This is a genomic window from Acidovorax sp. GW821-FHT09A11 (assembly GCF_059418365.1).
This window is the reverse complement of sequence record NZ_JBWKPS010000001.1, coordinates 474,966-488,800: the sequence shown is the minus strand read 5'-3', so window position 1 is coordinate 488,800 and position 13,835 is coordinate 474,966. Positions and strand designations below refer to the sequence as shown.

General features: G+C 69.4%; 6 protein-coding genes. All 6 read right to left on the bottom strand.

Annotation, left to right across the window (positions count from 1 at the left end; translation table 11 throughout):
- Positions 1–646: 646 nt before the first annotated feature.
- The 6 genes from AC07PV_RS02260 to AC07PV_RS02235 all read right to left on the bottom strand — a co-directional run bounded on the left by AC07PV_RS02260 (position 647) and on the right by AC07PV_RS02235 (position 13,828).
- Positions 647–2,995: a penicillin-binding protein 1A gene (locus AC07PV_RS02260; protein ID WP_494629256.1), complete on the bottom strand. Its 2,349-nt coding sequence runs from the start codon at positions 2,993–2,995 to the stop codon at positions 647–649.
- 29 nt (positions 2,996–3,024) lie between these two features.
- On the bottom strand, positions 3,025–5,112 hold the full coding sequence (ligA, locus tag AC07PV_RS02255; RefSeq protein ID WP_218294948.1) for an NAD-dependent DNA ligase LigA: 2,088 nt from the start codon (positions 5,110–5,112) through the stop codon (positions 3,025–3,027).
- The gene (locus AC07PV_RS02250; RefSeq protein WP_218294947.1) at positions 5,105–5,572 is read right to left on the bottom strand and encodes a GNAT family N-acetyltransferase; all 468 of its coding nucleotides are present in this window, start codon (positions 5,570–5,572) and stop codon (positions 5,105–5,107) included. The genes ligA and AC07PV_RS02250 overlap by 8 nt, the downstream gene beginning before the upstream one ends.
- Before the next feature lie 8 nt (positions 5,573–5,580).
- Entirely contained in the window at positions 5,581–6,702 is a 1,122-nt protein-coding gene (locus tag AC07PV_RS02245) for a cell division protein FtsZ (protein WP_218294946.1), read from the bottom strand.
- A 157-nt stretch (positions 6,703–6,859) separates the two neighbouring features.
- Positions 6,860–10,384: a chromosome segregation protein SMC gene (gene smc / locus AC07PV_RS02240; RefSeq protein ID WP_494629254.1), complete on the bottom strand. Its 3,525-nt coding sequence runs from the start codon at positions 10,382–10,384 to the stop codon at positions 6,860–6,862.
- A 288-nt stretch (positions 10,385–10,672) separates the two neighbouring features.
- On the bottom strand, positions 10,673–13,828 hold the full coding sequence (locus AC07PV_RS02235; RefSeq protein ID WP_218294944.1) for a bifunctional diguanylate cyclase/phosphodiesterase: 3,156 nt from the start codon (positions 13,826–13,828) through the stop codon (positions 10,673–10,675).
- Between the last annotated feature and the right edge of the window lie 7 nt (positions 13,829–13,835).

The window sequence follows — 13,835 nt, the reverse complement described above, 5'->3', positions numbered from 1 at the left end:
GTTCCCGGGGCGCCTGCCGCTCCGGCAGGCCCTGCGGGCCCCATCGGCCCCGTGGCGACGCCCGCCGTGCAGCCTCCCACCGCGCCGCTTGCGCTTTCAAAACAGAGCAGGCTGCCTTGTGCGGGCGCGCCAGCCAGTCCGGGCATCCGGATCCTGCCCGCATCGTCCACGCGAAAACGCACGGTCTGGGTTGCCGAATCGGTCACCACGAGGGCGCCGCCAGGTGGAGGCGTCAACCGGATATCTGCGGCCCCGCCGAGGCAGGGGGTCAGTGCAAAACCGCAAGCAAGGGCATAGCTCGGCAGCGAGAAACGAAAGCGTCTTGGAGTCATTTTCTGTGGGTCGTGGATGCACGATGGGCGGGACGCGGCGAGCTTCGCTCCCTGCCAAGGGCGACAGGACCGGTTGCAGGCACACCGCGGTGAAGGGATGAATGAAATGGGTCACGGCGGGTCTCCGGTGGCCCGTAAAAGCACCCGGCGGGAGCGCCCGGCCCCAGGCAAAGCACATTTGCGGAAAATGCCCCCCCGGGGACGGCACACGTAACAATTTCATCGCCGCGCATCCTAGCGGCGGTCATGGGCTGGCGCCAGCAAAAAGTGACCGGCCCGGCCCGGCCGGGACCGCGAGCCGCCCGCAGCCGTGCTCAGCCGCCCACGCGCTCTTCGGCGGGTGCCGGGGGATAGCCCGGATCGGTCGTGACGGGAGGCAGGCCCTGGCCTCCAGGCGGCCGGGGCGCAGCAGGACCCAGGGGCCACGCTGCTGGCGCGGAGGGCACCGGTGCTGGCGGTGCCGTGTCGCTGCCAAACAGCCCGCGTATCCAGTCGCGCATGACGCCGAGCGAGCTATCCGCCGGCGGGGGCGGTGGGGTGGTGTCGAACTCATCGAAGAACCGCTCCTGGCCGTCGATCACCTTGGCCCGGATCGCCTGCTGCATGAACTCGCCCACCATGGGCAGCGCGCTGCGGGCGCCCTGCCCCCAGTAGTCGCTGCGCAGCGTGATGCGGCCATCATTGAAGCCCGCCCAGGCCCCCGCCACCACGCGGGCATGCATGAGGATGAACCAGCCATCCGTGTTGTCCTGGGTCGTGCCGGTCTTGCCCGCCACATCGGCCTGGATGCCATAGCGTGAGCGGATCGCGGTGGCGGTGCCCCTGTCCACCGCGCCGCGCATGGTGTTGCGCAGCGTCTGGGCCGCGCGGCCTTCGAAGACCGCCTCGGGCACCGGCTTCGCGAAGGTCTCGAGCACCTTGCCGTGGCGGTCCTCGATGCTGGTGATGAGCACCGGTTCGACATAGCGCCCCAGGTTCACGATGCTGCTGTAGGCCGAGATCATTTCCTTGAGCGTGACCGGGCTCGTGCCCAGCGCCAGCGATGGCACTTCCTCGAGTGGCGACTGCCGCACCCCCAGCGCCCGCGCCACTTCCGCCACGCGGGCGGGGCCGACCTGCTGCATCACCTGCGCGGTGATGGTGTTCTTGGAGAGCGCCAGTCCATCCGCCAGCGTCATGGGCTCGTCGCTCGGCGGACGCCCGTCGGTGGGGCGCCACACGCGGCCACCGCCCAGCGGTATCTCCACCGCGGCATCCATCAGCGTGTCGCCGGGCGATGCCCCCTTGGCAAAGGCCGCGCCGTACACGAAGGGCTTGAACGTGGAGCCGGGCTGGCGCCGGGCCGCCTGCACGTGGTCGAACGGGTCCTGGGCGAAGTCGCGGCTGCCCACCCAGGCCAGCACATGGCCCGTGACGGGATCCTGCGCGAGAAATCCCGCCTGCACGCGCGTTTTCTCGGAGCGCAGCTTCTGCAGGAAGGCGTCGTCGGCCAGGAGCGCCTTGAGCGCCTCGGCGGGCTCTTCCCCCTTGTCCAGCGCGGCGCGGTATTCGCTGCTTTCGCGCACCAGGGTCTGCACCAGTTCGTTCTGCGGCCCCCAGCCATCGCGCTTGCTCCAGGCGGCATCGGCCACGCCCTGCAGCTGGCGGCCCTGGCGCGCCACCGCCTGATTGGCATAGGCCTGCAGGCGCGAGTCGATGGTGGTGCGGATCACCAGACCATCCGAATACAGGCTGTAGCCCTTGCTGTCGGCCCAGTCGATGAGCTGCTTGCGCAGCTGGATCGCAAAGTGCGGCGCGGGACCCATGACCTCGGTCTGGCGCTCGAAGTTGACGCGCAGCGGGCGCTTTTGCAGCGTGTCGAACTGTGCCTGCTCCAGCTTGCCGCGCTTGACCATCTGCGACAGCACGGTGTTGCGCCGGGCCTGCGCACGCTCGGGGTTGAGCACGGGGTTGTAGTAGGCCGTGCCCTTGAGCATGCCGATCAGCGTGGCGCTCTCCAGCACATTGAGCTTGTCGGCCGACTTGTCGAAGTACGTGCGCGCGGCCATCTCGATGCCGAACGCGTTGTACAGGAAGGGCACGGTATTGAGGTAGGTTTCCAGGATCTCGTCCTTGGAATACGACAACTCGATCTTGAGCGCGGTGATGGCCTCCTTGAGCTTGCGCGTGAGGGCCTGGGGGAACACGCGCGAGCGGCCGATCTCCTCCGGAAACAGGTTGCGCGCCAGCTGCTGCGTGATGGTGGAGCCGCCCTGCGGGGCGCCGCGCAGCGTGTGCACCACCGACGATACCGTGCGCCTCCAGTCCAGGCCGAAGTGGTCGTAGAAGCGGTGGTCCTCGGTGGCGATGAGCGCGTTCACCACATGCGGAGAAATCTTGTCGAGCTCCACCCATTCGCGATTGGCCCAGCGGTACTCGGCCAGCAGCTTGCCGTCCACCGACATGAGCTGCGCGGGCAGCTCGCTCTTGGCCTTGCGGATGTCGCTGATGGAGGGCGTGAACGGGATCAGGACCAGGGTGTATGCCAGCACCGCGGCAGGCAGCGCGAGGGCGCCCCACAGCAGCGCGCGGCGCAGCGGGCGGGGCATCCAGGCAAACAGGCCGGCCAGCCAGCGGAGCAGGGCCGCGGCGCGGGCCTGGAAGGAAAGCAGCAATGTGCGCATCAAGAACTCGGAGTAAGGGGGAGAGCGCCTCAGGCGCCCGGACCCGACAGCAGCGCCAGCATGCCCGCTTCGTCCAGCACCGGCACGCCCAGCTCCTGGGCCTTGGCCAGCTTGCTGCCGGCTTCATCGCCCGCCACCACATAGCTGGTCTTCTTGCTGACCGAACCGGCCACCTTGGCGCCAGCGGCTTCCAGCATGTCCTTGGCCGCGTCGCGGCTCAAGGTCGGCAGGGTGCCGGTCAGCACCACGGTCTTGCCGGCAAGGATCTGCGGGGCGCGTTCGGCCACCGGGCCCTCGGGCCAGGTCACGCCGCAGGCGCGCAGCTGCTCGACCACCTCGCGGTTGTGCGGCTGCTGGAAGAACGTGTGCAGGCTCTGCGCCACCACCGGGCCCACATCGTTCACCTCCAGCAGCTGCTCCACGCTGGCGTCCATGATGGCGTCCAGCGTGCCAAAGTGCCGCGCCAGGTCCTTGGCCGTGGCCTCGCCCACGTGGCGCAGGCCCAGGCCGAACAGAAAACGCGGCAAGGTGGTCTGCTTGGATTTTTCGAGCGCGGCCAGCACGTTCTGGGCCGACTTCTCGGCCATGCGCTCCAGCGCGATGAGGGAGGTGAGGCCCAGGCGGTACAGGTCAGGCAGCGTGCGGATCACATTGGTGTCCACCAGCTGGTCCACCAGCTTGTCGCCCAGCCCCTCGATGTCCATGGCGCGGCGCGCGGCGAAGTGCAGGATGGCCTCCTTGCGCTGCGCGGCGCAGAACAGGCCGCCCGTGCAGCGGTGGTTGGCCTCGCCCTTTTCGCGCACCACGGCGCTGCCGCAGACGGGGCAGGCCTTGGGCATCTTGAAGTTGGGCACATAGCCGGTCCGGTTGCCCGGCATCACGCCCACGACTTCGGGAATCACATCGCCCGCGCGGCGCACGATGACGGTGTCGCCCACCCGAACGCCCTTCTTGCGGATCTCGAACAGGTTGTGCAGCGTGGCGTTGGTGACGGTGACGCCTCCCACGAACACGGGCGCGAGGCGCGCGACGGGCGTGATCTTGCCGGTGCGGCCCACCTGCACGTCGATGCCTTCGATCTTGGTGGCCATCTCCTGCGCCGGGTACTTGTGCGCCACGGCCCAGCGCGGCTCGCGGGTCTTGAAGCCCAGGTCGCGCTGCAGCTGCAGCGAGTTGACCTTGTAGACCACGCCATCGATGTCGTAGGGCAGCGCATCGCGGCTGCCGCCCACCTGCTGGTGAAATGCTACCAATTCCGCAGCACCCGCCGCAATCTGCACCTGCGCCGCCACCGGAAAACCCCATGACTTCAGGGTCTGCAGCATCTCGTAGTGCGTGCGGAACACCGGCCCTCCCTCGCCGGGCGGCGTGACGGCGCCCAGGCCATACGCAAAAAAGCTCAAGGGGCGCTGGGCGGTGATGTTCGAGTCCAGCTGGCGCACCGCGCCGGCTGCGGCGTTGCGCGGGTTCACGAAGGTCTTGCCGCCCTGCTCCCGCTGCCGCTCGTTGAGCGCATCGAAATCAGCGCGGCGCATGTAGACCTCGCCACGCACTTCGAGCAGCGGGGGCACGCCCTCGGGCAAGGTCAGGGGTATCTGGCGAATGGTCCGGATGTTGTGCGTCACGTCCTCGCCCACCTCGCCGTCGCCCCGCGTGGCGGCCTGCGCGAGGCGGCCGTTTTCATAGCGCAGGCTCATGGCCAGGCCATCGAACTTGGGCTCGGCCACGTATTCGATGGCGGGGTCCGATTCCGCCAGGCCCAGCTCGCGCCGCACGCGCGCATCGAACGCCTGCGCGCCGGTGGCCTCGGTGTCGGTTTCGGTGTGGATGCTGAGCATGGGCACCGCGTGGCGCACGGGTGTGAGGCCTTCCATCACCGCCCCGATCACGCGCTGCGTGGGCGAGTCGGACGTGATGAGGTCGGGGTGCGCCGTCTCCAGGGCCTGCAGTTCCCGGAACACGCGGTCGTACTCGGCATCGGGCACGGTGGGCTCGTCCAGCACGTAGTACTGGTGCGCCCAGCGGTGGAGTTGCTCGCGCAGCGCTTTGATTTTGATAGCTGCCTGCGCTTGGCTGGTCTGCGCTGCGGCCGAAAAAAGTTCTGATTGTTCAGTCATGGTGGCCCAAGCTGGGATTCCTTTTGACAAACCCCAGTTCCCTGCCGCCCGCGAAGCCCACGGATTCATAGAGCCGGTGGGCCTGCGCGCGCTGCGCGCCCGACAGCAGGAAAACCTTGCAGCAGTTCAGGGCCCAGGCCGCGTCCAGGGCGAACTCCAGCGCTGCCCGGGCCAGCCCCTGGCGCCGGAAGCGCCCGCCCGTGATGACATGCTCGACGACGCCGATGGGCATCCCGGCGCTGGCGAAATTGGGCACGAGCGCCAGCATGCAGGTCGCACCGACCTCGCCATGCCGCAGCGCCACCACCAGCCGCGCGCTGGGGGACCGCAACACGGCGCGAAAGCTGTCCAGCGATGCATCGTCGCCCAGCACAGGGTCCTGGGGCCGCAGTTCGCGGTACAGCGCCCTGACGGCGCCGTGATCGGCCTCGTGCGCCAGCCGGACCAGCGTTGCGCTCATGCGGCGGCCTAGCTGAACAGCCGGCGCGCCAGCACCGACCCCGCCGACAGGTCGCGCCCGTCGAGCTGGTCGTACAGCAGCTCCAGGTCCGAGGCGATCGGGTCCATGGCCATGGCAGGCAGCGGCTGGCCGTTCTGGTCACAGAGCACGCCGTCCATGGCCTCGCACAGCGCGGCGGCGGCCTCGCGCAGGCGCGCAAAGGGTTGTTCGGTTCGGTGGACCTGCGCCACGTCCAGGCTCAGGGTGATGTCGCGGATGGCGGACTGGTCCGGGTCTTCGGCCAGTGCCGCCTGCGTGTCGTAGCCGAGCGTGAGCAATGGCGGCAGGCCTTGCGCGCCGGCCGGCAGCACCAGGCGCCCGGGCATGGCGCCCGGCACGAAGCCCACGCGTGCGGCGTTCTGCTGCACGTAGCCGGGGCTCCAGGCGGCCTGGCGCGCGCGCAGCATGAAGGCCAGTTGCGCGTCGTGGTCGCTGGCGAACTGGTCCAGCTCGCGGGCGCGGGCCACTTCCTGCAGCATGTCGGGAAAATCGGGGGCGGCATTGATGGCGTCCGCAAACGCCTGGGCCTTGACGACGAATTCCGAGAACTCGATCTCGTTGAGCGCGCCCATGCGGTTGGCAAGCTGCACGCCCGCCTGGAAGCTCTGGTAGCGCTGGCCGGGCGCCGGCGTCTCCCACTGCTGGGTGGCTTCGTTCAGGCCTTCGATCGCAAACGGCTTGCTGCCGGCCCGGCGCGTGGGAGGCAGCGCCGCCAGCGCGGCATCGCCGGACACGGACACCTCCGGCTGCAGCGGTGCGATCACGTCGATGAGCGGGTCCAGCCCGGGGCGGCGCTCCAGCGAGAACGGCGGCACGGGCATCTGCAGGGCCTCGCTGGCATCCACCGTGTGCTCGGAAGGCTCGGGCCCGCGGTCCAGGCCGTGAAAGTCCCCGGGGGGCAGGTCGGCGGCCGCGCCCGCCTCGAAACCTGGCTCCTGGCGCAGCGCGGGCTCGGCCGCGCGCTCGCGTTCCGGCTCTGGCGGCAAGGCGCGCTTGGGCGCGTTGCGGCGCGAGGTCCAGGTGTTGTAGGCCACGATGAGGGCCAGCACCAGGCCGCCGATGATGGCCAGACTCAGTTGCAATGTGCTCATAAAAGAAATTCTCGGCTAACGGCTATCCGCTGCATGGCGCAAGGGCCGCCGCGGTGAAAATGCGCGCGGCCTGTGCGCGAGACGCCGAGCAAGGGCCGCCCCGCAGCAAGGGCGTCGTCCCCCTGGGGGGAAGGTGCGAAGCGCCTCAGGGGGGTACTCATATTTCCGCCATGGAGAGGGCCGACTCCATATCGACGGCCACGATGCGCGACACGCCCTGCTCCTGCATGGTCACGCCGATCAGCTGTTCGGCCATTTCCATCGCGATCTTGTTGTGGCTGATGAACAGGAACTGCGTGCCCTTGCTCATGCTGGACACCAGCTTGGCGTAACGCTCGGTGTTGGCGTCGTCCAGCGGCGCGTCCACCTCGTCCAGCAGGCAGAACGGCGCCGGGTTGAGCTGGAAGATGGCGAACACCAGCGCGATGGCCGTGAGAGCCTTCTCGCCGCCCGACAGCAGGTGGATGGTCTGGTTCTTCTTGCCGGGCGGCTGGGCCATCACCTGCACGCCGGAATCAAGGATTTCGTCGCCGGTGATGATGAGCTTGGCCTGGCCGCCGCCGAACAGCTCGGGGAACATGCGGCCAAAGTGCGCGTTCACGGTGTCGAAGGTGCCCGAGAGCAGCTGGCGTGTTTCGCCGTCGATCTTGCGGATCGCGTCTTCCAGCGTGTTCATGGCCTCGGTCAGGTCGGCCGTCTGCGCATCGAGGAAGACCTTGCGCTCGCTGGCGAGCTTGAGTTCGTCCAGCGCGGCCAGGTTCACAGCGCCCAGGGCGGCGATCTCGCGGTGCAGGCGGTCGATCTCGCCCTGCAGGCCGGACACGCGCACATTGCCGTCGGTGATCGACTGGGCCACGGCCTCGAGGTCGGCCTGGGCGTCGGCCAGCAAGGTGGTGTACTGCTCCAGGCCCAGGCGCGCCGCCTGTTCCTTGAGCTGGAATTCGGTGATGCGGGCGCGCAGCGGGTCGAGCGCGCGTTCGAGCTGCATGCGGCGCTCGTCGCTGGCGCGCAGCTTGGTGGTGAGGTCGTCGTATTCGCTGCGCTGGGCGCCGAGCGCTTTTTCGCGCTCCATCTTCACTTCCAGTGCGGCCTGCAGGCCACCTTGCGCGGCGGCGTCGGACAGGCGGGCCAGCTCATCGCGCGCGCGCTGCTGCTCGTCGGCCAGGGCCGTGGCCTGCTGCGTGGCGGTTTCGATGGAACGGTTGAGTTCGGCGCGGCGCGCTTCCAGGCTGCGTTGCGAGAACGTGGCCTCTTGCGCCTGGCGCTCCAGCGTGCGCTGCTGTTCGCGGCAGGCGGTGAGCTTGCGCTCGGCCTCGATCACGCGGTCGCCCAGCTGGGCCTCGCGCTCCTGGCTGTCGGCCAGCTGCATGTCGAGTTCTTCAAAGCGCGCCTCGGCGGCCACGCGGCGTTCCTGCAGGTCGGCCAGCTGGGCCTCCACCTCGGCCAGGTCGCCGTCGATTTGCTGGCTGCGCGCGCGGGTCTGTTCGGCCAGCTGGGTCAGGCGCAGGGTCTCGACCTGCAGCTCGTGGGCGCGGCTCTGGGTTTCGGTGGCTTCGCGGCGCGCGGCCACGAGGCGCTGGGAGGCATCGGCGTACGCGGCCTCGGCCCGCACCAGGGCCGTGCGCGATTCTTCGGCGATGAGCGCTTGCGCGCGCAGCTCTTTTTCGAGGTGCTCGATTTCCTGCGCGCGGGCCAGCATGCCCGACTGCTCGGAGTCCTGCGCGTAAAAGCTCACGCTGTGGGCGCTGACCGCATGGCCGGTAGGAACAAACACCACCTCCCCGGGTTGCAGCGTGCTGCGGCGGGCCAGGGCGTCGTCCAGCGTGGGCGCGGTGTAGCAGCCTTGCAGCCAGTCCGTGAGCACGGCACGCAGGCCGGCATCGTTCAGGCGCAACAGGTCGGACAGGCGGGCGTGGGGTGACGAGGTTTCGGGGTGGCCCGCGGCGGGAGCGCTGTAGAAGGCCAGGCGCGCGGGCGGCGCGTCGGTGCCGCCCGAGCCCAGGAAGCCACGCACCATGTCCAGGCGCCCCACTTCCAGCGCAGCCAGGCGCTCGCGCAGCGCGGCTTCCAACGCGTTTTCCCAGCCGGGCTCGATGTGGATGCGGCTCCACAGGCCTTGCAGGCCGTCGAGCCCGTGTTTGGCCAGCCAGGGGCGCAGCTTGCCGTCGGTCTTGACCTTTTCCTGCAGCGCCTTGAGCGCTTCCATGCGCGCCGACAGGTCGGCCTGGCGCGCGCTTTCGGTGTTCACGGCCTGCTGGCGGGTGCGGCGGTCGTCGTCCAGCTGGGGCACGGACTCCTGCAGCTCGTGCAGGCGGGCTGCCGTGGTCTCGGCGATCTCCTGCGCCTCTTCGAGCTGCTCGCGCAGGTTCGTCAGGCGGGCTTCATCGGGCGCGGCCAGTGCATTGCGGTCGGTGCGCAGGCGCTCGAAGCGGCTGTCGAGCTGGCGGCTTTGTTCGTCGATGCTGCGCTGCTCGGCGGCCAGCACGCCAATCTGCTGCTGCACCTGCACCACGCTGCTGCGCTGCTCGGCCGTGCGGCTTTGGGCCTGGCGCAGGGCTTCTTCCAGGTCGGGCAGCTGCATGGCCTGCTCTTCGACCTGGGCGGCCAGCAGTTCGGCGCGCTCTTCGGCGTCCACACCGGCACCGGCCAGGTTTTCGAGCTCGATATCGGCCTCTTCCTTGCGGGCCTGCCACTGGGCGATCTGCTCTGCCAGCGTGACCAAGCGCTGCTCCACGCGCTGGCGCCCTTCGATCACGTAGCGGATCTCGGCTTCGAGCTTGCCGACCTCGGCCGTGGCCTCGTACAGCCGGCCCTGGGCCTGGTTCACCTGGTCGCCGGCCGCGTAGTGGGCCTGGCGGATGGTTTCGAGGTCGGACTCGACGGCGCGCAGGTCGGCCATGCGGGATTCGAGGTCGTTGACGGCTTGGAGGCCGTCCAGGCGCACCTTGTTCTGCTGCTCTTCGGCCTCGGCCCGCTTCAAAAACCACTGCTGGTGCTGCTTGAGCGTGGCGTCGGCCTGCAGGGTGTTGTATTTGGCGGCCACCTCGGCCTGCTTTTCGAGCTTTTCGAGGTTGGCGTTCAGCTCGCGCAGGATGTCTTCGACCCGCGTGAGGTTCTCGCGCGTGTCCGACAGGCGGTTTTCCGTCTCGCGGCGGCGCTCCTTGTACTTGGAGACGCCAGCGGCTTCTTCGAGGAACAGGCGCAGCTCTTCGGGGCGCGACTCGATGATGCGGCTGATGGTGCCCTGGCCGATGATGGCGTAGGCGCGCGGCCCCAGGCCCGTGCCCAGGAACACGTCCTGCACGTCGCGGCGGCGCACGGGCTGGTTGTTCAGGTAGTAGCTGCTGGTGCCGTCACGCGTGAGCACGCGCCGCACCGCGACCTCGCCGTACTGGCCCCACTGGCCGCCCGCGCGGTGGTCGGAGTTGTCGAACACCAGCTCCACGCTGGCGCGGCTGGCCTGCTTGCGGGTGGTGGTGCCGCTGAAGATCACGTCCTGCATGGACTCGCCACGCAACTCGCTGGCCTTGCTCTCGCCCAGCACCCAGCGCACCGCGTCCATGATGTTGGACTTGCCGCAGCCGTTCGGGCCCACCACACCGACCAGTTGCCCGGGCAGCATGAAATTGGTGGGTTCAGCGAACGACTTGAAACCGGAAAGCTTGATCGAGGTAAGACGCACGGGTCAGGGAACGGGCAAAAAGAGGATGAAGGCGGGGATGCAAAAGTGGCGCCAGGCGGACGTTCCAGGCCGGAACACCCAGGCCGCAGCAAGGGCGGAATGATACCGCGCCGCCTGCAGCCCCCCGGCCCCCGGCTGACGGGCAGGGGCACACGGCCGGGGTGCAGCGCAAACATTTGGCAAAAACCAGCTATTGCGCTTATACCGCCTTGATTTCATGCTATCGATTTTGAAAGATCCTGTACCGGCAGGGTGGCGGGCGGGCTGGTGCGGGCCGGTGTGCCAGGGCTACGCGTGCTGCGCGCCCGTCCCATTCGTTTTGCGCACCAGCGCCTCGAACTCGGCCACCGGCACGGGCGGGCTGAACAGGTAGCCCTGCCAGGCGTGGCAGTGGTGGCGCTCCAGAAACTCGCGCTGGGCCTCGGTTTCCACCCCTTCGGCGATCACGCGCAGGCCCAGGCTGGTGCCCAGCGCCACCACGGTGCGGGCGATGGCGGCGTCGTTGGGGTCGGTGAGCACGTCGCGCACGAAACTCTGGTCGATCTTGAGCTGGTCCAGCGGCAGGCGCTTGAGGTAGGCCAGCGACGAGTACCCCGTGCCGAAGTCGTCCAGCGAGAAGCCCACGCCGTAGCCCTTGAGCTGGCCCATCTTCTCGATGGTGTCTTCCACGTCGTCCAGCAGCAGGCCCTCGGTCATCTCCAGCTTGAGCTGGTGCCCCTGGGCGCCCGAGCTGGCCAGCGCGGCCAGGACCTGGGCCACGAAATCGCCCTGGTGGAACTGGCGCGGGCTCACGTTCACCGCCAGGCTCAGCACGGCCAGCTCGGGCTGCGCGGCCCAGCGGGCCAGGCACCCGCAGGCCACCTGCAGCACCCATTCGCCCAGCGGGAGGATCAGTCCCGTCTCCTCCGCCAGCGGGATGAAATGCGCGGGGGAGACAAAACCGTCGCGTGGATGGCGCCAGCGCAGCAGCGCCTCGGCACCGGTGATGCGGCCCCGGTCGATCTGCGGCTGGTAGTACAGCTCGAACTGGCCCTGCGCCAGGCCAATGCGCATGTCGCGCTCCAGCGCGGCCCGGGCGCTCACGGCGGCCTGCATCTGGGGGTCGTAGAAGCGCAGCGTGTCGCGGCCGGCGTTCTTGGCCTGGTAGAGCGCCAGGTCGGCGCGCTTGAGCAGTTCGTCCACGGTCTCGCGCATGCCGCTGAAGATGGTGACGCCCATGCTCAGCGAGCTGTGGTGCGCGGTGCCGTTGAGCATGTAGGGCTCGCGCAGGGTGGCCAGGATGCGCTGGCCCACTTCTTCGCTGCGGGCCGCGGCCTCCTCGGGGTTGTCGCCCAGGTCTTCCAGCACCACGACGAATTCGTCGCCTCCCTGGCGGGCGACGGTGTCGTCCTCGTGCACGCAGCCACGCAGGCGGTGCGCCACCTGCAGCAGCAGGTGGTCGCCGCTGTCATGGCCCCGGGTTTCATTGAGTGTCTTGAAGTTGTCCAGGTCGAGCAGCAGCAAGGCGCCGCTGCGCCCGTGGCGGGCACTGGTGGCCAGCGCCTGCTGCAGCCGGTCCATGAGCAGGCGGCGGTTGGGCAGGCGCGTGAGCGGGTCGTAGTAGGCCAGGTGGTTGATCTCCTCCTCGGCCGCCTTGCGCTGGCTCAGGTCCTGCATGGTGACCAGGTGCCCGCCTTCCACCTGCACCCCCGAGACTTCGACGGGGCGCAGCTGCCCGTCATGGCAGCGGATGAGGTACTCGGCGCCGGGGATCACGCCGTCGCCGGCCTGGGCGCTCTGCGCCGCCTCGCGCCAGCCCTGGCGCACGGTTTCGCGCTCCTCGCGCTCCGGGAACGCGCGCTCCCACCAGGTGTCCACGTCGGGCACCTCGGCCTCGGTGTACCCGCAGATCTGCACGTAGCGCTGGTTGCGAAAGCTGATGCGCCCGTCGGGCTGCACCAGGCACAGGCCCATGGGCAGGCGCTCCAGAATGCCCCGCAGCCGGTGTTCGTTGGTGCGCAGGGTGTCCTCCATGCGCTTGCGCGAGGTGATGTCCTGCACCACGGCGATGTGGTGGTCGGGCGTGGCCCCGGGCACCCACATCGGCGACACGGTGAGGTCGACCCACACCGAATGGCCGCGCTTGTGGATGTAGCGCTTTTCCAGCCGGTATTCGGGCACCTCCCCTGACTTGAGGCGCTCCAGGTGCTGCGCGTCCGTCTCCAGGTCGTCGGGGTGCGTGATGGCCCGGATGTTGAGCTCCTGCATCTCCTCGGGGCTGTAGCCCACGATGTCGCCATAGCGCTGGTTGGCGCGCAGGAACCGGCCGGTGGAGGTGTCCAGCAGCGCGACCCCCACGCTGGCCTGGTTGAACAGGGCGCGAAAACGCTCCTCGCTCTCGTGGCGGGCCTCGTCCGACGCCTGCGCGCGCACCAGCGCCATGGTGCGCTGGCGCACCAGCAGCCCGACCGTGGAAGCCAGCAGGAGGGACACCAGGATGCCCCCCAGCCCCGCCAGGACCGGCAGCCGCGCCTCGGACGGCGAGAGGAACGAGCGCGCGGGATGGAAGGTCAGGCGCCAGCGCCGGTCGTGCACGAGCAGGTCGCGCACAAACGGCTGCGCATCGGGCAGCGCCGCCGACGACTGCGCCAGCAGGGGCCGGACGGTGGTGTCGGTGGAGCCCGCGCGCACCGAGCCATGGTCCTCCATCGACACGGCAATGCCGTTGAGCAGGCCCTGGCTCCCCAGCGCCTGCACCAGGTCGAACACCCGGATGGTGGACGCCACCGCGCCCAGGAAGCGCGGCTCCGGCGTGCCCGCCGTGTAGTCGAACACCGGCACGCGGATCACGAAGCCCGCGCGGTGCTTGTCCTCCTGCAGCAGGTCGAACGGGGCCGAGGCCACGGTGTGGCCGCTGTCCCGGCTGTACTGCATGGCGGCCAGGTTGGTGGGCTGGGCGCTGATGTCCAGGCCCAGCACGCTTTCATTGCCTGCCATGGGCCACAGGTACTCGGCCACGAAGTACTCGGCCCGCTCGCCCGGTGGCCGGATGGCGAAGTCGGGGTAGCCGTGGGTGGACAGCGAGGTGTCGGCGCGCACCCGGGCTTCATAGGCGGCTCGCTCGGCGCCCGGCACCCAGCGGGTGAACGACAGGTTGCGCACGCCGGGATACCGCTGGCCCACTTCCAGGTCGCTCGCCGCGCGCTCGAACTCCGCGCGGGTCAGGTGCGGATTGGCCGTGAACAGGCCGCGCAGGCCGTTGACGACTTCGGTATGCCCCTCGATCCGCTGGCTCAGCGCGTCGGCGAACGCGCGGGCCTCCTGCATGAACCGGGTCTGCCCGGCCTGGGCCACCGAGTCGGCCTGCTGCCAGGCCAGCCACAGGCTGACCGCCACGCCCAGCACGGCCACGCCCAGCCCGGCCAGCCAGTGCCGATAGCGACCGTCTGGCGTCAAGGAAGCCATGGCAGGA

Excerpts from the sequence above, each read along its gene's own strand:
- AC07PV_RS02260 (WP_494629256.1), bottom strand. The coding sequence starts at position 2,995 with ATGCGCACATTGCTGCTTTCCTTCCAGGCCCGCGCCGCGGCCCTGCTC.
- ligA (WP_218294948.1), bottom strand. The coding sequence starts at position 5,112 with ATGACTGAACAATCAGAACTTTTTTCGGCCGCAGCGCAGACCAGCCAA.
- AC07PV_RS02250 (WP_218294947.1), bottom strand. The coding sequence starts at position 5,572 with ATGAGCGCAACGCTGGTCCGGCTGGCGCACGAGGCCGATCACGGCGCC.
- AC07PV_RS02245 (WP_218294946.1), bottom strand. The coding sequence starts at position 6,702 with ATGAGCACATTGCAACTGAGTCTGGCCATCATCGGCGGCCTGGTGCTG.
- AC07PV_RS02235 (WP_218294944.1), bottom strand. The coding sequence starts at position 13,828 with ATGGCTTCCTTGACGCCAGACGGTCGCTATCGGCACTGGCTGGCCGGG.